Here is a 20156-nt window from a genome sequence, read left to right as displayed (position 1 = left end):
AGCGCCGATGGTAGTTGGGGGTTTCCCCCTGTGAGAGTAGGACGTTGCTAGGCATGCGAAGCCATTCCCTTTGGGGAGTGGCTTTTTTGTGTTTAATACTAAATATGAACTAAGTTCAGAGTCGAGAGATTGTCAATCTTGGTTAGGTGCTCAATAAATCATGATAAGCGCTCTATCGTCTTGCTTACCCGCTCTATGAAGCATGCCATGCGCTCTATCGTCTCGCTAACCCGCTCAATGAGTTGCGCCAACCGCTCTATCATCTCGCTAACCCGCTCAATGTCTCATCACAAGCGCTTCCATCTCGTCTAAAAATGCCCTTATATTCTTCTCTTCAATACTCTAAAAATCTTACAATAAAACAAGATACTAGGTATTCATTCAATAGTCGGGTAAAATATACTAAAGAAAAGAGGCGATACTGCATGACGACAGTTTACGATTTTACAATGGAAACTACTGATGGAGAAAAGAAATCTCTAAAAGAATTTGAAGGCAATCCAATGATTATTGTCAATACTGCTAGTAAATGCGGCTTCACAAAACAATTTAAAGAACTGCAACAACTGTATGAAGAATATAAGGATCAAGGGCTGGTAGTATTAGGCTTCCCATCAGATAACTTTAATAATCAGGAATTTGATGATATTGAAGAGACGATGAATTTCTGCCAATTGAATTATGGCGTGACGTTCCCTATGTTTGCCAAGGTAGATGTAAAAGGTGATGAAGCAGCACCTTTATTTACGTATCTTGCAGAACAACAAAAGGGAGTATTAACAGAAGGCATCAAATGGAACTTCACGAAGTTCTTAATTGATTCAAACGGAAAAGTAGTTGATCGTTTTGCACCACAGACGAATCCACTAAAGATGCAAAAGTCACTCAATAAATTATTTGCCAAGTAGATGTAATGGCCAGTTTATAAACTTCTATCTTGACACGTCCCACTGTCGCTGATAACCTTTTAATAATCTGAATAGACAATAGTAATTTTAGGAGGAAGAAAGTTAATGTGGGAATCAAAGTTTTCTCGTGAAGGTCTGACGTTTGATGATGTATTATTGGTGCCGGCTGCTTCTGAAGTATTGCCAAAGGCCGTTTCGCTGTCCGTGAACTTAACAGATAGCATTAAGTTGAGTATACCTATCATCAGTGCAGGTATGGATACAGTAACGGAATCCAAGATGGCGATATCTATGGCTCGTCAGGGTGGAATTGGTATTATTCATAAAAACATGAGTATTGAAGAGCAGGCTGAGCAAGTGGTTACGGTTAAACGTTCTGAGAATGGAGTTATTAAAAATCCGTTTTTCCTAACACCGGAACATCAAGTATTTGATGCAGAGCATTTAATGGGTAAATATCGTATCTCGGGTGTTCCAATTGTTAACAACATGGAAGAGAAGAAACTAGTTGGTATTTTGACGAACCGTGATCTGAGATTCATTCAGGATTATTCCATTATCATTGATGAAGTCATGACGAAAGAAAACTTGGTGACGGCTCCTGTTGGAACTACACTAGAAGATGCGGAGAAAATGCTACAGCAATATAAAATCGAAAAGCTTCCGATTGTAGATGATAAAGGTATTCTTAATGGATTAATTACAATCAAAGACATCGAGAAGGTTATTGAGTTTCCTAATGCAGCAAAAGATAAGGCTGGGCGTTTACTTGTCGGTGCGGCTGTTGGAGTCACGGCAGACACGTCTACACGCATTGAGAAGCTTGTACAGGCGGAAGTAGACCTAATAGTCATTGATACGGCACACGGCCACTCTAAGGGTGTTATTGACACAGTGAAAGAGATCCGTAGAAACTATCCTGACCTTGCAATTGTTGCAGGAAACGTAGCAACTGCGGAAGCAACTGAAGCGCTGTACGAAGCAGGTGCTGATGTAGTGAAGGTTGGTATTGGTCCTGGTTCTATTTGTACTACCCGTGTAGTTGCAGGTGTTGGTGTACCACAGATCACTGCTATCTATGAGTGTGCAACAGTTGCGCGTAAATATGGCAAGACGATAATTGCCGATGGTGGTATTAAGTATTCTGGTGATATTGTCAAAGCATTGGCTGCAGGTGGACATGCGGTTATGCTTGGAAGCCTGCTTGCAGGTACTACCGAGAGCCCAGGGGAGTCTGAGATCTTCCAGGGACGTCGTTTTAAAGTATACCGTGGAATGGGTTCAGTTGCTGCCATGGAAAAAGGTTCCAAAGATCGTTACTTCCAAGAAGATGAAAAGAAACTTGTACCTGAAGGCATTGAAGGTCGTATGCCGTATAAAGGGCCTTTGTCTGATACCATTCATCAACTTATAGGTGGTATTCGGGCAGGTATGGGGTACTGCGGTTCAAAGGATCTTGAAGCACATCGTGAAAATGCACAATTTATTCGCATGACAGGCGCTGGTTTATTGGAAAGTCATCCGCACCAAGTACAAATTACAAAAGAAGCACCGAACTATTCGGTACGTTAATCTATTATTTAAAGGGCAGTGAGAAATTTTCTCCTGTCCTTTTTTGTATTTATAGGGTGGATAATAAAATATAATGATTTCATGGGAGAATATGTGTTTTTTTTGCCATAAACATATCTGACTTGCGGGGAATATGGTACACTGATTTTTGATATTGTGACTACGGAGGTAAGATGAGTGGAAAAAGTAACACAGAGATGGTTGGCGATTTTAATGGTGCCAATGATATTGCTGATGTCGTTTGGTATGCAGGGATCTGTAGCAGCGGAGGAAAGTGAATCTTCACTGGACATCCGTGTAAACGGAGCTATTTTAATAGACGCAGATAGTGGAAAGGTATTATACGAAGAGAACGCGGATAAGCCACTCGGTATTGCAAGTATGACGAAAATGATGACGGAATACTTGATGTTCGAAGCTATTGAGGATGGAACGATTACGTGGGATCAGGAATACAAAGTTACCGAGTATACGTATAAGGTTTCACAAGATCGCCGTTTAAGTAATGTACCGCTTCGTCGGGATGGATCCTATACAATTCGCGAACTTTACGAAGCTGTAGCAATTTACTCAGCAAATGCGGCAACTATTGCGATTGCCGAGTCAATTGCAGGATCAGAAGAGGAATTTGTCAATCTGATGAATAAAAAGGCCGAAGAATTTGGACTGACAGATTATAAGTTCGTCAATTCTACGGGGCTAAACAATAGTGACTTACAAGGTATGCACCCAAGTGCGTTTGGTGAGAAAGATGAAAACGTTATGCCTGCTCGTTCTGTCGCTAAACTAGCCTATCATTTATTGAAGGAATTTCCCGAAGTATTAGATACGACCAAAATTGCAAAAAAGACATTTCGTGAAGGCACGGACGATGCCATTGATATGGTGAACTGGAACTTCATGTTACCCGGGTTAGTGTATGAATACGAAGGCATCGATGGTTTGAAAACAGGAACTACGGAATTTGCAGGACATTGTTTCACTGGAACTGCTGTGCGTGATGGACGGCGTGTTATTGCCGTTGTAATGAATGCAGTGGATGATAAAGGCGTAGGATCTTATGAAGCGCGTTTTGATGCCACTCGTAAATTATTTGATTATGGCTTCAAAGAATTTAGTGAAACAGAGCTACTTAAAGCAGGACATCAGTTCAAGAAGCAGAAAACACTAGCCGTTATTAAGGGGAAAGAGAAAAAAGTGGCAATTGCTACAAAGAAACCCATTAAAATGTTAGTTCGCAATGGCGAAGATCAAGACTATACAACTGAACTTGTATTGGATGAGAAATTAGTAAAAAATGGACAAGTCCAAGCACCAATTAAAAAAGGGACGGTCGTTGGCCATGTCAAGCTAGTAAAAAAAGAGGGTCCAGATTATGGGTTTATTGATGGAAAAATAGTGGATGCAGAAGTAGTCACGACTGAAGAGGTGAAGAAGGCTGGTTGGCTACCGTTAACTATGGGAGCGATTGGCAACTTCTTCTCCAATGCATGGAATAGTTCCACTGGTTTTGTAAAAGGTTTATTTAATTAATTAACAAAAGACAGCGTACCTACTCAGGTATCGCTGTCTTTTTTATATTCCACACATCAAACAACTTTGGAATTGCGTGTTTGATGTCATTTTCAGTTAGTCCACCAAAACCGATCAGGAATGAAGGAGGGGATTGGTCAGGTGTTACCTTATAGGTGTTTAGACCACGAACTTTTATTCCTGATTGAAGAGCTTCACTAATAAGTTCCTTTTCAGTTCTAGTCGTATGAATGTGAAGCAACACATGCATACCTGCTTCATCGCCTGAGAATGAAATGATAGGTCCATACGATTTCAATAAGTTTGTCAACGTATGCATTTTTCGACGATAGATTTTACGCATGCGGTTCAGATGGCGTGAAAATTGTCCATCCGCCATGAAACGTGCAAGGATATGTTGATCTATCCTCGGTACAGAAGAAGAGTAGGGAATAAAAGCCTGACGGTACCTATCCAATAGCCTTGGTGGTAGCACCATGTAGGCGATCCGCATAGATGGCATAAGAGATTTGGTAAACGTACTTAAATAGATGACATTTTCTCCTTTATCCATCCCTTGCAAGGAAGGGATAGGACGTCCACGGTAACGGAATTCACTGTCATAGTCGTCTTCAATTATGAAAAAATCAGGATTGGATGCAGCCCAGTTCAAAAGAGCGATTCTACGGGCCGCAGACAGCACTGCACCGGTTGGGAACTGATGAGAAGGGGTTACGTAGGCTATAGAAGCATCAGACCGTTGTAGTGCCTTTACGTCAAGTCCTTCATGGTCGACTGCAATGGGAATCGTTTTTCTGTAGTTTTCGGAAAAGACGTGTTTGGTCATGAGATAGCCTGGATCCTCAATTGCATAGCGAGCCCGTTCACCTAGTATCCGAATAATCAAAGGTAAAAGTTGTTCTGTACCGGACCCCACGATGATTTGTTCAGGCGTACAGTCTACTCCCCGAGAATGGTACAAATAGCGGGCAATTTCCTGACGCAACTCAACATCACCGTGTGGGTCTCCAAGAAGCAGTAAGTGGGCATGTGATGTATCCATAATATCCCGCGCGTATTTTCTCCATACAATGAATGGGAAGTTTTCCGTGTCAATGGAGCTTGGTGAAAAGTCATAATCCACAGGTTTGCTTGCGGGAACTTCAGGTAGAGTATCTGACTTTACAGGTTGTACATAGGCGAGTTCTTCTATGGCTTGTACGAAATAGCCTTTTCTTGGTTCCGCCGCGATAAAACCTTCCGCCATCAGTTGATCATAAGCCATTTCTATTGTTGTTTGGCTGACGCCAAGAAACTCTTCCAGTTGACGTTTGGAGGGTAGTTTCATGCCAACGAGAAACTTGCCATCGATCATGTCTTGTTTAATTTGATTATATATTTGTTGATAAAGCGGGATATCCGAATTTTTTTGAAGCTCAATAAAAATCATGTCCATAATGACCCCTCTAATCTGACCACGTTGTTTAATGTATAACTGGCTATTTTCAAATGGTCAATTTCAATTATACTGAAAATAACAAAAAGGGGGAAATGAAATGAATTTTACTTATGGCGGCGTCATCATGGATGTAATTAATGCAGAGCAAGCGAAGGTAGCGGAAGCAGCCGGAGCTATTGCGGTTATGGCATTGGAGCGAGTACCTTCTGACATTCGAGCGGCAGGCGGTGTTGCACGTATGGCTGATCCACGAATAATAGAAGAAGTACAAAATGCAGTATCCATTCCGGTAATGGCAAAAGCACGTATTGGTCATATCTCAGAAGCACGTGTATTAGAAGCACTAGGTGTAGACTTCATTGATGAAAGTGAAGTACTAACGCCTGCAGATGATGAATTTCACTTATTGAAAAGCGATTTCAGCGTACCATTTGTTTGTGGAGCAAGAAACCTTGGTGAAGCAGCACGTCGTTTAGGTGAAGGCGCAAAAATGCTTCGTACAAAAGGAGAACCAGGCACAGGAAATATCGTAGAAGCCGTACGTCACTTGAGAATGATTAATGCCCAAGTGGGGAAAGTAGTACATATGAGCAAAGACGAGTTAATGACGGAAGCCCGTAACCTTGGTGCTCCATATGAGATCCTACTTGCTATTAAAGAAGCTGGTCGTTTACCGGTTGTGAACTATTCTGCCGGGGGGGTTGCAACGCCCGCTGATGCAGCACTGATGATGGAACTTGGAGCAGATGGAGTTTTTGTTGGTTCAGGTATTTTCAAATCAGAGAAGCCAGAAGCATTTGCACGTGCAATTGTTCAGGCTACTACGAACTACCAGGACTACGAGTTGATTGCTGAGCTGTCAAAAGGGATTGGCACACCGATGAAAGGCTTGGAAATTTCTCAGCTTGCAGCGAGTGAATTGATGGCGACTCGTAGCTCGTAATTTGCTTGGGTCAGTGCTTAACTTGGTTAGGGGATTGAAGCCATAGAGCATTAAAAACTTCATCCACATGAGCATTAAAGGATTACGTCTAGCCATGAGTCAGCTAAGAAGTACGCTAGTTGTCTCATGGCCCTGGCGAATCTCCCATGAACTTTTTTATAAATTAAAAAAATATATCAAAGTGATTGTATGGAGGTTATTTTGTTTAGAATTACGACATTTCCCAGGCTATAACGTACCATGTCTCTTGTAAATTGTTAGAAATTGTAGTATGGTATATGTAATTTCACATACATTACGATGATAGGAAGCAGTAGCAACAGTGTTTTTTTTAGAGAGCTAGCGGTTGGTGAAAGCTAGTATAAGCCGTTGTGAATCCGTCCTGGAGTAGCAAAGCCGTATCAGAAGGTTTTGCCGGTCAGTTGAGCCGATATCTCAAACAAGTGGGCTGTACAATCAGTCAATTTGGGTGGCAACGCGGGTAGTTCTCGTCCCTATTTTAGGGGATGGAGGGCTTTTTTTATTGCTTTTTATTAGTAGTGATGTAAATACAAGGAGGCAGATGACGTGCTAGACAGTAAACTATTGCGTGCAAATTATGAAGAAGTAAAAGCAAAACTTAGTAAACGTGGAGAGGATTTAACCGACTTTGAAAAGTTTGGTGGTCTTGACGAGAAACGACGCGAAATTTTATCTAAAGTAGAAGTACTGAAAGCCGAGCGTAATGAAGTATCACAACAAGTAGCGCAAATGAAGCGTAATAAAGAAAATGCGGATGAAGTCATCGCAAAGATGAAAAAAGTTGGCGAGGAAATCAAAGCGTATGATCAAGAACTTTCTACAGTGGAAGAGGAATTGAATTATGTGCTTATGCGTATTCCAAACATTCCTCATGACAGCGTGCCAGTAGGGGATAGTGAAGAGGACAACGTAGAAGTTCGTACGTGGGGAGAGTTACCGACGTTTGACTTTGAACCTAAACCCCATTGGGAGATAGGGACGGATCTACAACTACTAGATTTTGAACGAGCAGCAAAAGTAACAGGTAGTCGTTTCGTGTTTTACCGCGGACTCGGTGCACGACTTGAACGTGCATTGATCAACTTCATGCTTGACCTTCATCAAGAAGAACACGGCTACGAGGAAATGCTGCCGCCATATTTAGTAAATCGTACAAGCCTGACTGGAACGGGACAACTGCCAAAGTTTGAAGAAGATGCATTCTTGATTGAAGAAGAGGATTACTTCCTCATCCCAACATCCGAGGTTCCTGTTACCAACTTCTATCGTGATGAAATCTTGGAAGGCTCAAAGTTGCCAATTGCGTTCACAGCGTATAGTACAAATTTCCGTTCTGAGGCAGGGTCTGCAGGTCGTGATACGCGCGGATTAATTCGCCAGCATCAATTCAATAAAGTGGAGTTGGTTCGCTTTGTGAAACCGGAAGATTCATACGATGAGTTAGAAAAACTGACTGGCCATGCGGAAAAAGTATTGCAGTTGTTGAAGTTACCGTATCGTGCACTCAAGATGTGTACAGCAGATTTAGGTTTTACGGCTGCCAAGAAGTACGACTTGGAAGTATGGATCCCTACACAAAACGTCTATCGTGAAATATCTTCTTGTTCCAACTTTGAAGATTTCCAAGCGCGTCGAGCACATATTCGTTTCCGCCGTGAGCCGGGTGCGAAGCCTGAGTACGTTCATACGTTAAATGGAAGTGGTTTAGCTGTCGGCCGTACAGTAGCAGCGATTTTGGAAAACTATCAGCAAGAAGATGGTTCTGTTGTGATTCCAGACGTGCTTCGACCTTATATGGGTGGAAAAGAAAAAATTGAAGCACCTAAATAAGTGGATACGCTATTGACTGTACACCATATAATCAATTTCTATTCTTTTTGAAATCCAAAAACTATTGAATGAAATGCAAAAGAATGAAGCCCTACACTTATGAGTTTGACTCTAGGCGTTGGGCTTCTTTTTTCGCGGCTTTTCTTTTTTTTCTCAATGATCGAAAGAAGTTGGTAAGGAGTTGTCCGCAATCCTCGCCGAGGACACCCTCGGTTACTATGCATTCATGATTGAATCGGGAGTCATTAAGTAGTTGATAAAAGGTGTGGACACAACCCCCTTTAGGGTCACGTGCGCCATAGACGACTCGTGGAATACGAGATTGTAGTATGGCGCCTGCACACATAGGGCAAGGTTCAAGTGTGACGTATAGTGTAGTGTCTTCTAGACGCCAACTACCTACCTTCTCACATGCGATTTGGATGGCGGATAGTTCCGCGTGAGTGACGGCATTTTGTGTGGTTTCACGAAGATTATGGGCTGCAGCAATTACTTGTCCATTATGTACAATAACTGCACCAATGGGTACTTCGGCAAGTGTGGCAGCTTTTTCAGCTTCTGCTATTGCCAGTCTCATGTAGTATTCATCATCTTTCATCAATGTATCACTCCTTATAAACAGTCTATCATGCGGTACATCAAAATCAATTAGTGACATGTTCCACGTGAAACAATCGAGAAGAAAACACTAAACAACTCAATTTAATTCACAATGTATAGGTGCGTCTATGATAAAATAGAAAGGTAACGAATTGAAAGGGTGAGTGGTAAATGTTTGTCCCGTTTATTGCGGTAGAAGGTCCGATTGGTGTAGGGAAGACTACGCTCACGGCAGCAATTGCCGAGACCTTTTCATATCATCAATTAAGAGAGATTAGTGGAGAAAATCCTTTCCTTGATCAGTTTTATCAAGACAAAGAAAAGTGGAGTTTCCAGACGGAAATGTTTTTCCTATGTAATCGGTATGAACAATTGAAGAAAATTAATAATGAATATATTTCACAAGGGTTACCTGTGGTGGCCGATTATCATGTATTCAAAAACATGCTATTTGCGCAACGTACATTAGAGTCAAATGATTTTGTGAAATATAAAGATATCTATCATATTTTGACGAAAGATCTACCTATGCCGAACGTCGTTATTTCATTGTCAGCATCTATTCCTACACTGCTCAACCGAATAGACGAGCGCGGTCGATCGTATGAAGCAGATATGGATCCTGATTACTTACTACAACTTTCGAAAGATTACGGGACTTATTTGCCAGAGTTCGAAGCAACATACCCAGATGTCCAAGTTATCCATATAAACGGCGATGTAGTGGACTATGTACGCAATAAAAATGACATGGATGCAATTCTAAGTAAAGTTTATGAGGCGATTCAGAAAGGTTTGAAGCTAAATGAAGTTACCTAATATACCGGAAAACAGTGTATTTGCGGTAGCGGGAATGGTAGGAGTAGGAAAATCAACAATGGCACACGCGATGGCCAAAAGACTTGGATTTCAAGAGTCATTGGAAAACGTAGCAGAAAATCCATATTTGGAGAGATTCTATGATGACTTTGAACGTTGGAGTTTTCATTTGCAAATCTTCTTTTTGGCAGAACGCTTTAAAGAGCAAAAGCATATCTTCGAAAGCGGTGGCGGTTTTGTACAAGATCGTTCTATTTATGAAGATGTAGGGATCTTTGCCCAAATGCACGCTGATGAAGGAACGATGGAAGCGGTCGACTTTGAAACATATATGAATCTATATGAAGCAATGGTGATGACGCCATATTTCCCACATCCGAATGCACTTATTTACTTGGAGGGACCACTACCTGTCATCCTTGATCGTATTGAAGAGCGCGGCAGGGATATGGAGATGCAAACACCGAGAAGGTATTGGGAAGAGATGTATCGTCGTTATGAACAGTGGATTGATTCTTTTACTGCATGTCCGGTCATTCGGCTAAACATCGAAGAATATGATTTATTAGGAAATGAACAGGATATTGAGTTAATTATCGGGAAAGTGGCTGAAAAAATGAAAAAAACGACACCCCTTATATAGGGCGTGTCGTTTGTCTTAATGAACAGGAACTTCTGTGAAAAATTCCTGATATAGCTCTCGAAGGACAATGTTTTCATCTTTTTCTTGAATACCGAATACTAAGCTTACCTCTGAAGAACCTTGGTTGATCATTTCAATATTTGCACCTGTACGTGCGATAGCAGATGCTGCGCGTGCTGCCAACCCTCTTGCATGGCGCATGCCTTCACCCACGAGTACTACCATGGAATAATCACGTTGGAAATGTACGTCATCAGGACATAACTCTTGTTCAATGCGTTTAACGATACGTGCTTCCTTTTCCGGTGTTAAATGTTCATCGCGAATAATAACAGACAAGTTATCGATGCCTGACGGTGTATGCTCAAATGGAATTTCTTCTTCTTCCAGAATTTGTAGCAAGTGACGTCCAAAACCAATTTCCAGGTTCATTAAGTACTTAGCAACGAAGAGTGTAGAAAATCCTTTATCGGCAGCGATTCCGACAACCGATTGAACAGTATGGTCACGATCCAGAACGATCATTGTCCCGGGCGCACTTGGATTGTTGGTGTTCTTAATACAAACAGGAATTTTGTGACGGAATGCAGGTACTAAAGCTTCCTCGTGAAACACAGAAAACCCTGCATATGCAAGCTCACGCATTTCTCGATATGTCATGGCGTCGATCGCACGTGGATTTTCAATAACTGTTGGATTTGCTGCAAAAACGGAATCTACGTCGGTAAAGTTTTCATAAAGTTCTGCATTCGTTGCTGCCGCTAGTAGGGCGCCTGTAATATCCGAGCCACCGCGGTTAAACGTACGCAATGTTCCGTCTTCTGTGTAACCAAAGAAGCCTGGAAATACAACAATACCTTCTTTATCGCGTAGTTTACAGAGCTTTTCGTTGCCTTCCGGAAGAGCGCGTACACGTTCTGGACGGTGGTTAACAAGTAAACCACCTTCACGGGGATTAACATATTCTGCTTCGACGCCGATATGTTGGAAGTACGCTGCAATCATTTTTGCGTTATTGTCTTCTCCGGCAGCTTTTAAGCTATCAACGTAAAGAATTTTATCAGATTGATCTTTATTGAGGCGTCTTACGATATCTTGCTCAATTACTTGTGCAATTTCTTTGTCTAAGCCTAGACCTTCTGCAATTTCCTTGTAACGATCCACAACCAGTTGCAGCGAATCTAGGGTGTCTTTACCAGCAAGTGATGCATTTGCCAAATCAATAAGCAAGTCAGTAACTTTAATATCAGAAGAAAAACGTTTACCTGGTGCAGAAACTACGACGATCTTTCTCGATGGGTCGGATACGACAATGTCGACCACTTTCCGAATTTGTTCCGCAGATGCGACGGATGTTCCGCCAAATTTACATACTTTCATTGAGTACCAGATCCTATCTATTTTGAGATTATCTATCTATTTTTTAGAAGATTCATGAAAACAGGTTGTTATTAAAGTCGGAATTCTCTATAATTGTCCTTATACGAAGAACGATTGTTTTTTCATAGTGTACATATAGTTAGGAGAATCGTCAAATGAAAAATGTGAAAAATGAAATTAATATTGGTTTGCTAGGTTATGGAGTAGTCGGAAGTGGCGTTGCAACTATTTTGCATAATCACCAAGACGACTTACAACATAAGCTTGGTGTTCCCGTATCTATTAAGAAAGTCCTTGTTAAAGACTTGGATAAAAAACGCAATGGCGTCATACCTCAAGAAATGTTCACTACATCACTCGAAGAAGTATTAAACGATCCCGAAATTGATTTGATTATCGAAGTGACGGGAGGTTCGTCTGAAGCAATTCGACGTTCACTTGAAGCAGGTAAAGGTGTTGTTACTGCGAATAAGGATGTCATGGCAGAGTCGGGACCTGAATTATTAAAATTAGCAGATGAAAATAAATGCGATCTATTATATGAAGCGAGTGTGGGCGGTGGTATTCCGTTAATTCGTACATTGGAAGATGGATTAGCGTCCGACCGGATCACCGCATTAACAGGAATCGTCAATGGAACAACTAACTTCATTTTAACAAAGATGAAGCATGAAAATAAGACATATGAAGATGCATTAGCGGAAGCGACGGAACTTGGCTTTGCAGAAGCTGATCCTTCAGCTGACGTAGATGGTATTGATGCGGCGCGTAAGATGGTTATTCTTGCATCTTTATCCTTTTCCACAGACGTGCATCTTGACGATGTATTTGTCCGTGGTATGAAGGAAATTGCGGACGGCGATCTTCAGCTTGCAGAGCAATTCGGTTACACAATTAAGATGACGGGTTCTGCTAAAAAAGATGAAGAAGGAATTGAAGTGGCCGTAGAACCGGTATTTGTTCCCAACTCTCATCCACTCGCTACAGTCAATAATGAATTCAACGCAGTGTATGTGTATAGTGATGCAGTAGGTGAGACAATGTTCTACGGACCTGGAGCTGGTTCATTACCTACAGCGACTTCTGTAACAGCTGATGTAGTGGCGGCCTGCCGTAATATTTTGCTCGGTGTAAATGGTAAAAGAATGCATTCGCCGCAATTTGAACGTAAAGTAAAAACGGATGATCAAAAATACGCACGTTATTTCCACCGTATAACGGTACGTGACGAAGTAGGTGTGTTGACGGAATTGACATCTATTTATAGTCACCACAAAGCGAGTCTGGCGACAGTCGTCCAAGATTCAGATGTGCATGATGAAGGCGCAGATTTAATCTTCATTACACATAAAATTTCCCGTCAACAACATTTAGATATTTTGGCAGACTTAAAAGACACACCTGCGGTCATTGACATTTCTAGTCATTACCGTGTGGAAGGAGAATAAGGAATTATGAGAAGATGGAATGGATTGATCGAAGAATATAAAGAATGGTTGCCGGTGACAGAGAATACTCCTGCGTTAACACTGCAAGAGGGAAATACACCGTTAATCCATCTCGAAAACTTATCAAAACAGTGGGGAATCAATCTGTATGTAAAAACAGAGGGAACGAATCCAACTGGTTCATTTAAAGATCGCGGAATGGTAATGGCGGTTGCAAAGGCGAAAGAAGAGGGGAAAACGGCGTTGATCTGTGCTTCAACGGGGAACACGTCTGCTGCAGCTGCAGCCTATGGTGCACGAGCAGGAATGCGTACAATCGTCGTTATTCCGGAAGGTCGTATTGCACTGGGCAAGCTAGCACAGGCGAAAATGTACGGTGCGGAAATCGTGGCCATCGAAGGAAACTTTGACGAAGCACTTCGTATGGTACGTGAACTAGGTGAAGGAAAAATTGCACTGGTGAACTCTGTTAATCCATATCGACTTGAAGGCCAGAAGACGGTAGCGTTTGAAACAATTGAACAGCTTGGTAAAGTACCGGACATCTTTGTCTTGCCTGTTGGAAATGCAGGTAATATATCTGCAGCATGGAAAGGTTTCAAAGAATACGCAGAGAAAAAAAGTACGGATACACCAAAGTTACTCGGAGTACAAGCTGACGGTGCAGCGCCAATCGTATATGACCGTGTATTCGACGAGCCTGAAACGGTAGCAACAGCAATCCGTATTGGAAACCCTGCAAGTTGGCATTTGGCAACGCAAGCACTTGAAGAATCAGGTGGCGACATCTTGTCCGCTACTGATGAAGAGATTCTGGAAGCATATCAATTACTAGCTGCAACAGACGGAATCTTTGCAGAGCCAGCTTCTTGTGCAACAATTGCAGGCATAAAGAAACGACTTGATGCGGGATTGATTGAAAAAGGGACGACAATAGTTGGAATCCTGACAGGTAATGGATTGAAGGATCCTGAAACGGCAATCAATGTCAATGCAGATAAGCCCATGATGACAAATGAACAGTTCGATAACTTCTTAAAAGAATTGAAAGAGGGGAACGACTAATGACAGAAGCTGGTTTTTCAGTGACCGTGCCAGCCACAACGGCTAATCTCGGACCCGGCTTCGATCATTTAGGTCTTGCCCTTTCACTCAATATGACAATTGAAGTAACACCAGCTGACGCATGGAATGTGTTGTATCAAGATAAAGAGTATGCCGCACTACCGACAGATGAAACAAATCTAATCGTACAGACTATTCAGGATGTCGCATTGCGGTATGATCGAGAGATTGCATCGCAAAAGCTAGTAGTACATTCAGATATTCCTTTAGGAAAAGGCCTAGGTAGCAGTGCTACAGCAATTGCAGCGGGTATTGAAATTGCGAGTGAGTTAGCAAGTTTACAACTATCTCCAAAAGATAAGTTGCGGATCGGCAGTGAACTAGAAGGCCATGCCGATAACGTTACCGCTGCATTGATTGGGGGGATGACAGTCTCATACTTCGCCGAAGATGAGATGGAAGTACTTGCATTCCCAGCACCCCCGATTGGTGTAGTCATCCTCGTGCCGCCGGTTGCTTTAAAGACGGAAGCTTCGCGAGGGTTGCTACCTGACCAACTGTCACATAAAGTGGCAGTGCGCGGAAGTGCAGCGGGCAGTGTGATGACTGCTGCTATTGCGCAATCAGATTGGGTGACGGCAGGCCGTATGATGGAACGGGACTTATATCACGAACCTTACCGAAAAGTTGGATTCCCTAACTTTGATGAAATACGTTTGGCATGTAAAGAAGCCGGTGCGTACGGCATGACAATTAGCGGAGCGGGACCTTCTCTTTTCGTAGCTGTACCACCAGGAACAGAGCAACAAGTGGCGGCATCATTAGAACAAAGCTTTCCACATTACCAAGCACTTGCCCTGCAACCGGCAGAGTCAGGCGCACACATCACAAAATAAAAACAGCGTCAGGACTGATTCAGTCACTGGCGCTGTTTTTTCACAATGGAGGTATTCTTCCATGGATGTATATATTGTATACCAGTCAACCGTCTCCGTCTAAAACACAGGTCGGTGGATTTTATTTACGTTTTTATTTTTAGGCAATAAAAAAACGTTACATCAAGTAACGTGTGCTGTCAAAAATATGGCGGAGGAAGAGGGATTCGAACCCCCGCGGGCTTTAACACCCCTGTCGGTTTTCAAGACCGATCCCTTCAGCCGGGCTTGGGTATTCCTCCGTATCAGACAAATAATATCTTACCACGTTCTTTTTAAAGCGTCAACCATTATTTTTTCTCTTTTCTTTGCGGCGATAAATGAAGCGCCAATAATAAAAACCCGTCAAGGCAACGAACTGTATTAGCGCACCATACATGAAGTTAAAATCCGACCGCGAGAAAATAATCACCAATAAGCTAAGCAAGACGGCAGGTAACACCATTACCGCATAGACTCGTACTTCGGGATTGCGGAAACTTAGCTCATAACGTTCAGTTTGATTCATGTTAATCACCTCGTTTAATTCAATTAGTATACTATGTAATATGGGTGGGCAAAAGGTTTTTCGTCGATTATACGATAAGGTGTTGAAACACATGACGATGAATAAAAGGTTTACCGTTGCAATCACAATTAACAATGGGTATAATAAGAAATGCCGTGCTAGGTGGGGAATTAGCGGTGCCCTGTAACTTGCAATCCGCTCTAGCAAGACTGAACTCCTTTTCTGAGGCTGTCCGCATGTAGGGTCTGCCTCTTGCACGTAGTGTTGACGTCTGGGTCCTGCGCAATGGGAACCCATGAACCATGTCAGGTCCGGAAGGAAGCAGCATTAAGTGGACTCTCTCATGTGCCGCGGGGTAGCCTAGACCGAGCCAACGACAAGAGTAACGCTTATGTGCGGCAGTCGAAGAAAGGTGCACGGCATAAATTTAATAATTCACTCGTCCATTTCACTATGGACGAGTTTTTTTTTGTACCTAAAATAGTGTATACTTCAATATAGTACGTAAAACTGAAAGGGAGCGATTTACATTGTCTGAGAAAAAAATGAATGTCGAAAGTTTTAATTTGGATCATACGAAAGTGAAAGCACCTTATATACGATTAGCGGGAACTTCAGAAGGTAAGAATGGCGATAAGATCTTGAAATATGATATCCGCTTTTGCCAGCCGAATACAGATCACATGGAGATGCCAGCGCTTCATTCACTAGAACATATGATGGCAGAATTCAGCCGAGATCATTCGGATCAAATCGTTGACATCAGTCCAATGGGCTGTCAGACGGGTTATTATCTAGCTGTAATCAATCATGACGACTATAATGATATTCTTACCATAGTAGAGAATACATTAAATGACGTACTGGTAGCAACGGAAGTACCGGCTTGTAACGAAGTACAGTGTGGTTGGGCGGCAAGTCATAGTCTTGAAGGCGCAAAGGAAATTGCACGCGCCATGCTAGATAAAAAAGACGAGTGGACAGAAGTATTTGCGTAATATGTCTAAGCGATAAACGGTGAAAAAATTGTGTTTCGTGTTATGATAAAAGTATTATGCAATCGGAGAAAAGGGGGGAGAGTAGTTGATTTACCAAGCACTATATCGCGCTTACAGACCACAGGCTTTTGGTGAAATGTCAGGTCAGCAGGCGATCAAGCGAACTCTGCAAAACACCCTTCTCCATCAGAAGACTACACACGCCTATCTATTCTCAGGACCTCGTGGAACGGGAAAGACAAGTGCGGCGAAGATATTTGCAAAAGCACTAAATTGTGAAAATGGACCAGCGACAGAACCATGCAATGAATGCGAGACATGTAAAAGCATCACAGAGGGATCAAACACAGATGTAACTGAATTTGATGCGGCTTCCAATTCGCGCGTAGAAGAAATTCGTGACATTATTGAGCGTGTGCATGTGGCACCTTCCAATGCGCGATTTAAAGTCTATATTATTGATGAAGTGCATATGCTGTCCAATTCAGCCTTTAATGCATTGCTGAAGACACTGGAAGAACCCCCAGCCCATGTAGTATTCATTTTGGCAACTACGGAACCTCATAAGTTGCCTCTTACTATTATTTCCAGATGTCAGCGATTTGATTTCAAGCCTATTACGGCACCTGAAATCATTGATCGAATGGAAAAGGTTATTGGAGATATTGGGGTTACAGCGGAGACTGGAGCGTTGCGCGCAATCGCCCAAGCCGCGACGGGTGGAATGCGGGATGCGCTTAGTATGCTCGATCAAGCTGTGTCGTTTAGCGGAGACGAGTTGACGACAAGTGATGCGTTACTTGTGACTGGAGCAATTGGAGAGGAAATCTTTTATCAGCTAGCACAATCAATTCAAGCGAAAGACGCGGGATCCGCATTGTCTTTATTAAATGAACTGATTGCTGAAGGTAAAGATGTAGGTAGACTCGCCGAAGACATGATCACGTTTTTCCGTGATATGTTACTACTTGGCACAGCGCCTGAGTTGACAAGTCTTCTGGAATTGATTTCAGATGGTGAAAGATTTCAAGAGCTTGCACAAGAGTTTCATTCGGATGAATTGTACCGGTACATCGATATCCTTTCAAAAACACAACAAGAAATGCGTTTTTCTAATCATGGGAAGGTCTACATTGAATCTGCTTTATTGAAAATGATTCATTCTGGAGAGCAACAACAAATGCAAACTTCTGCAGCTGATCCTGAAATGGCCCAGAAATTTGCAATTCTAGAACAGACCGTTAGACAACTTCAGCAACAACTGGCAACAGGGGCTGTGCAGCAAGCCGCGGAACCGCAAGCACCGACGAAAAGAGCTGCTTCAACTGCTTCTAGATCTGCCAAAGTGCCAACGGGTAAAATTGTGGAAGTTTTAAAATCGGCAACAAAGTCCGATATTCAAATGATTCGTGAGCAATGGGCGGGCATGATGCAAAGTATGCAACGCTCACACGCCGCTTTATTGGAAGAGACAGAGCCTGTAGCAGCATCAGAGACGGCTTTTGTGCTAAAATTTAAATATGAAATTCATTGCTTGATGGCTTCTGAGAATGCTACATTACAAGCTGGACTATCGAATGCTTTACTGCAACTGACAGGAAAAGGCTATGAAGTAGTCTACGTAGCTGAGGAAAGCTGGTTGCAAGTTCGTGCTGATTTCATTCGAAAAAGTGGTTTGGCCAGTCAAAATAGTAAAGATAACCCTCAACAGTCAGACGATGAGCAACCAACGTCAGCGTTTATGGAAGAAGCAACAATCGAAGAAGCCGACCCACTCGTAACTGAAGCAGAGAAAATGTTTGGAAAAGATTTTATTACAATAGAAGAGTAATTTACTAAGGAGGAATTATTTATGCGTGGAGCAGGGAATATGCAAGGTATGATGAAGCAAATGCAAAAGATGCAAAAGAAGATGGCAGAGGCACAGGAAAACCTAGGCAATGAGCGAATGGAAGGTACAGCAGGTGGCGGTATGGTAAAGGTAATCGTCTCAGGCCATAAGGAAGTACTTGAGGTGATCATTGATCCAGAAGCGGTAGATCCAGAAGATGTGGAAATCTTACAGGACTTGATTGTTATCGCTACAAATGACGCTATTGCAAAAGCAGAAGAAAAGACGAACTCCACAATGGGCCAATTTACAAAAGGAATGAACTTGCCCGGGATGTTCTAGGAGGCTGTATAATGCATTATCCTGAACCTATATCTAAGTTGATGGATAGTTTTATGAAACTGCCAGGCATTGGCCCCAAAACTGCGGGTCGTCTGGCGTTTTTTGTATTAAGTATGAAAGAAGATACTGTACTGGATTTCGCCAAAGCGTTAGTGGATGCGAAACGTAATCTTCAGTTTTGCTCAGTTTGTGGTCATATTACGGATATCGATCCATGTTATATCTGTCAGGACCAATCACGTGATCGCACAACCATATGTGTCGTTCAAGATCCGAAAGATGTGATTGCCATGGAAAAAATGCGCGACTACCGAGGTTTGTACCATGTACTACAAGGTGCAATATCACCGATGGACGGTATTGGGCCGGAGGATATCAACGTTCCTTCATTATTAACTAGACTCCAAGATGATGAAGTGCAGGAATTGATTCTTGCGACGAACCCTACTATAGAAGGAGAAGCAACAGCTATGTATATTTCAAGGCTTGTTAAACCATCCGGAATTACAACAACGCGTATCGCCCACGGCTTACCTGTCGGTGGGGATCTAGAATATGCAGATGAAGTTACATTGTCCAGAGCACTGGAAGGTCGTCGAGAACTATAAAAAGAATTAAAAGATTGAGAACAAGTAGACTAATCTTTCGCAGAGACGCATATAGATAACTATCTATGAGATAGAAAGGGCGTTTTCTGTGAGGATTATAGTCATAGCTATATTAGGAGTCGTATCATTGTTTCTTTTAAGTATGAGTCGAACCACACTCGAAAAAAACATGGAACGCTTATCGGTATTTTGGTTTAGACTAGCTTTTGCGTTCTTTATTCTCTTCTTAATGAATATTGCCGGTGGATTTATTGGCATCTACGTACCTGTAAATATTGCATCCGGCATGATCTTAGCTATATTGGGAGTGCCCGGATTCGCAGCGCTATGCGGTTTCGCCATTCTTTTTTAAAAGAATGGTGAAAAAGCTTGCATTCTAATAAACAGGGTGGTATATTTATAAGCGTCGCATCAAGCAGTCGCGAAAACATCACACTTAACAAGAAAAACTTTTTAAGTAAAAGTGTTGACAACAAAATGATGAGATGTTAATATTAGAAAGTTGCCTCTTACGAGAGATCAACCGAATGAACCTTGAAAACTGAACAGCAAAACGTTAACGAAATACAGTTTGTGCATCTTACGGTGACACAAACAAAAATGAGTATCTTAATTGATGCCAGCAAATGAAACTCGAGCTAATCGAATTTCTCTTATGGAGAGTTTGATCCTGGCTCAGGACGAACGCTGGCGGCATGCCTAATACATGCAAGTCGAGCGAACTGTTGGAAGCT

At 42.2% G+C, this 20156-nt stretch carries 19 protein-coding genes, 1 tRNA gene, 1 rRNA gene, 1 other RNA gene and 1 other annotated feature; of the genes, 17 read left to right on the top strand and 5 right to left on the bottom strand.

Going from position 1 to position 20156, the window contains the following annotated elements; all coding sequences use genetic code 11:
• Positions 1–425 precede the first annotated feature (425 nt).
• From CSV63_RS16020 to CSV63_RS16010, 3 genes are all read left to right on the top strand, one after another.
• Positions 426–908, top strand: a complete 483-nt coding sequence (locus tag CSV63_RS16020; RefSeq protein ID WP_099696707.1) for a glutathione peroxidase — start codon at positions 426–428, stop codon at positions 906–908.
• A gap of 105 nt (positions 909–1013) precedes the next feature.
• Positions 1014–2480, top strand: a complete 1467-nt coding sequence (guaB, locus tag CSV63_RS16015; RefSeq protein WP_099696706.1) for an IMP dehydrogenase — start codon at positions 1014–1016, stop codon at positions 2478–2480.
• A 177-nt stretch (positions 2481–2657) separates the two neighbouring features.
• Positions 2658–4013: a D-alanyl-D-alanine carboxypeptidase family protein gene (locus CSV63_RS16010; RefSeq protein WP_099696705.1), complete on the top strand. Its 1356-nt coding sequence runs from the start codon at positions 2658–2660 to the stop codon at positions 4011–4013.
• Positions 4014–4032: 19 nt separating this feature from the next.
• Here the strand turns inward: CSV63_RS16010 and pdxR are convergent, their stop codons facing one another.
• Positions 4033–5448, bottom strand: coding sequence for a MocR-like pyridoxine biosynthesis transcription factor PdxR (gene pdxR, locus CSV63_RS16005; protein ID WP_099696704.1), 1416 nt, complete (start codon positions 5446–5448; stop codon positions 4033–4035).
• 100 nt (positions 5449–5548) lie between these two features.
• On the opposite strand from pdxR, the gene pdxS reads away from it, so the two are divergent.
• Together pdxS and serS are read left to right on the top strand one after the other, a co-directional pair.
• Entirely contained in the window at positions 5549–6394 is an 846-nt protein-coding gene (gene pdxS / locus CSV63_RS16000; protein ID WP_099696703.1) for a pyridoxal 5'-phosphate synthase lyase subunit PdxS, read from the top strand.
• A 291-nt stretch (positions 6395–6685) separates the two neighbouring features.
• Positions 6686–6893: a binding site (T-box leader), on the top strand.
• A 68-nt stretch (positions 6894–6961) separates the two neighbouring features.
• Positions 6962–8245 (top strand): serine--tRNA ligase, encoded by a 1284-nt coding sequence (serS, locus tag CSV63_RS15995; RefSeq protein WP_099696702.1) that lies wholly within the window; start codon positions 6962–6964, stop codon positions 8243–8245.
• 97 nt (positions 8246–8342) lie between these two features.
• Here serS and tadA read toward each other — a convergent pair whose 3' ends face one another.
• Positions 8343–8843 (bottom strand): tRNA adenosine(34) deaminase TadA, encoded by a 501-nt coding sequence (gene tadA / locus CSV63_RS15990; protein ID WP_099696701.1) that lies wholly within the window; start codon positions 8841–8843, stop codon positions 8343–8345.
• A 173-nt stretch (positions 8844–9016) separates the two neighbouring features.
• On the opposite strand from tadA, the gene CSV63_RS15985 reads away from it, so the two are divergent.
• Together CSV63_RS15985 and CSV63_RS15980 are read left to right on the top strand one after the other, a co-directional pair.
• Positions 9017–9664: a deoxynucleoside kinase gene (locus tag CSV63_RS15985; protein WP_099696700.1), complete on the top strand. Its 648-nt coding sequence runs from the start codon at positions 9017–9019 to the stop codon at positions 9662–9664.
• Positions 9651–10307, top strand: coding sequence for a deoxynucleoside kinase (locus CSV63_RS15980; RefSeq protein WP_099696699.1), 657 nt, complete (start codon positions 9651–9653; stop codon positions 10305–10307). Before CSV63_RS15985 ends, CSV63_RS15980 begins: the two co-directional genes overlap by 14 nt.
• 15 nt (positions 10308–10322) lie before the next feature.
• Here the strand turns inward: CSV63_RS15980 and CSV63_RS15975 are convergent, their stop codons facing one another.
• Complete coding sequence (locus tag CSV63_RS15975) at positions 10323–11687, bottom strand: aspartate kinase (protein ID WP_099696698.1); 1365 nt, start codon at positions 11685–11687, stop codon at positions 10323–10325.
• Positions 11688–11851: 164 nt separating this feature from the next.
• On the opposite strand from CSV63_RS15975, the gene CSV63_RS15970 reads away from it, so the two are divergent.
• From CSV63_RS15970 to thrB, 3 genes are read left to right on the top strand one after another with little or no spacing between them, the layout of a single operon-like run.
• Positions 11852–13135 carry a homoserine dehydrogenase gene (locus CSV63_RS15970; protein ID WP_099696708.1) on the top strand — a complete coding sequence of 428 codons (1284 nt, stop codon included), beginning with the start codon at positions 11852–11854 and terminating at the stop codon, positions 13133–13135.
• Positions 13136–13141: 6 nt separating this feature from the next.
• Positions 13142–14200, top strand: coding sequence for a threonine synthase (gene thrC / locus CSV63_RS15965; RefSeq protein ID WP_099696697.1), 1059 nt, complete (start codon positions 13142–13144; stop codon positions 14198–14200).
• Positions 14200–15096: a homoserine kinase gene (gene thrB / locus CSV63_RS15960; protein ID WP_099696696.1), complete on the top strand. Its 897-nt coding sequence runs from the start codon at positions 14200–14202 to the stop codon at positions 15094–15096. The genes thrC and thrB overlap by 1 nt, the downstream gene beginning before the upstream one ends.
• A gap of 188 nt (positions 15097–15284) precedes the next feature.
• Here thrB and CSV63_RS15955 read toward each other — a convergent pair.
• Both CSV63_RS15955 and CSV63_RS15950 read right to left on the bottom strand, forming a co-directional pair.
• A tRNA-Ser gene (locus CSV63_RS15955) sits at positions 15285–15377 on the bottom strand.
• Between the two features lie 41 nt (positions 15378–15418).
• Entirely contained in the window at positions 15419–15643 is a 225-nt protein-coding gene (locus tag CSV63_RS15950; protein WP_099696695.1) for a hypothetical protein, read from the bottom strand.
• Between the two features lie 153 nt (positions 15644–15796).
• Here CSV63_RS15950 and ffs point away from each other — a divergent pair.
• The 7 genes from ffs to CSV63_RS15915 all read left to right on the top strand — a co-directional run.
• Positions 15797–16063: signal recognition particle sRNA large type (gene ffs / locus CSV63_RS15945), an RNA gene on the top strand.
• Between the two features lie 125 nt (positions 16064–16188).
• The gene (locus tag CSV63_RS15940; RefSeq protein WP_199203684.1) at positions 16189–16641 is read left to right on the top strand and encodes an S-ribosylhomocysteine lyase; all 453 of its coding nucleotides are present in this window, start codon (positions 16189–16191) and stop codon (positions 16639–16641) included.
• A gap of 85 nt (positions 16642–16726) precedes the next feature.
• Positions 16727–18472: a DNA polymerase III subunit gamma/tau gene (dnaX, locus tag CSV63_RS15935; RefSeq protein ID WP_099696693.1), complete on the top strand. Its 1746-nt coding sequence runs from the start codon at positions 16727–16729 to the stop codon at positions 18470–18472.
• Positions 18473–18493: 21 nt separating this feature from the next.
• Positions 18494–18814 (top strand): YbaB/EbfC family nucleoid-associated protein, encoded by a 321-nt coding sequence (locus tag CSV63_RS15930; RefSeq protein ID WP_099696692.1) that lies wholly within the window; start codon positions 18494–18496, stop codon positions 18812–18814.
• Between the two features lie 11 nt (positions 18815–18825).
• Complete coding sequence (gene recR / locus CSV63_RS15925) at positions 18826–19422, top strand: recombination mediator RecR (protein WP_085427723.1); 597 nt, start codon at positions 18826–18828, stop codon at positions 19420–19422.
• A 127-nt stretch (positions 19423–19549) separates the two neighbouring features.
• Entirely contained in the window at positions 19550–19774 is a 225-nt protein-coding gene (locus tag CSV63_RS15920) for a pro-sigmaK processing inhibitor BofA family protein (RefSeq protein WP_233192180.1), read from the top strand.
• 300 nt (positions 19775–20074) lie between these two features.
• Positions 20075–20156, top strand: a 16S ribosomal RNA gene (locus CSV63_RS15915); the annotation flags it as partial.

Source organism: Sporosarcina sp. P34 (assembly GCF_002743375.1).
Taxonomy (GTDB): domain Bacteria; phylum Bacillota; class Bacilli; order Bacillales_A; family Planococcaceae; genus Sporosarcina.
This window is presented reverse-complemented; position numbering and strand designations above follow the sequence as displayed.

Bases quoted from the DNA above. Each gene is read 5' to 3' on its own strand.
- guaB (WP_099696706.1), top strand. From the start codon at position 1,014: ATGTGGGAATCAAAGTTTTCTCGTGAAGGTCTGACGTTTGATGATGTA.
- CSV63_RS15975 (WP_099696698.1), bottom strand. From the start codon at position 11,687: ATGAAAGTATGTAAATTTGGCGGAACATCCGTCGCATCTGCGGAACAA.
- recR (WP_085427723.1), top strand. From the start codon at position 18,826: ATGCATTATCCTGAACCTATATCTAAGTTGATGGATAGTTTTATGAAA.
- CSV63_RS16020 (WP_099696707.1), top strand. From the start codon at position 426: ATGACGACAGTTTACGATTTTACAATGGAAACTACTGATGGAGAAAAG.
- CSV63_RS15950 (WP_099696695.1), bottom strand. From the start codon at position 15,643: ATGAATCAAACTGAACGTTATGAGCTAAGTTTCCGCAATCCCGAAGTA.
- CSV63_RS15985 (WP_099696700.1), top strand. From the start codon at position 9,017: ATGTTTGTCCCGTTTATTGCGGTAGAAGGTCCGATTGGTGTAGGGAAG.
- pdxR (WP_099696704.1), bottom strand. From the start codon at position 5,448: ATGGACATGATTTTTATTGAGCTTCAAAAAAATTCGGATATCCCGCTT.
- CSV63_RS15980 (WP_099696699.1), top strand. From the start codon at position 9,651: ATGAAGTTACCTAATATACCGGAAAACAGTGTATTTGCGGTAGCGGGA.
- pdxS (WP_099696703.1), top strand. From the start codon at position 5,549: ATGAATTTTACTTATGGCGGCGTCATCATGGATGTAATTAATGCAGAG.
- thrC (WP_099696697.1), top strand. From the start codon at position 13,142: ATGAGAAGATGGAATGGATTGATCGAAGAATATAAAGAATGGTTGCCG.
- CSV63_RS15930 (WP_099696692.1), top strand. From the start codon at position 18,494: ATGCGTGGAGCAGGGAATATGCAAGGTATGATGAAGCAAATGCAAAAG.
- thrB (WP_099696696.1), top strand. From the start codon at position 14,200: ATGACAGAAGCTGGTTTTTCAGTGACCGTGCCAGCCACAACGGCTAAT.
- tadA (WP_099696701.1), bottom strand. From the start codon at position 8,843: ATGAAAGATGATGAATACTACATGAGACTGGCAATAGCAGAAGCTGAA.
- CSV63_RS15940 (WP_199203684.1), top strand. From the start codon at position 16,189: ATGAATGTCGAAAGTTTTAATTTGGATCATACGAAAGTGAAAGCACCT.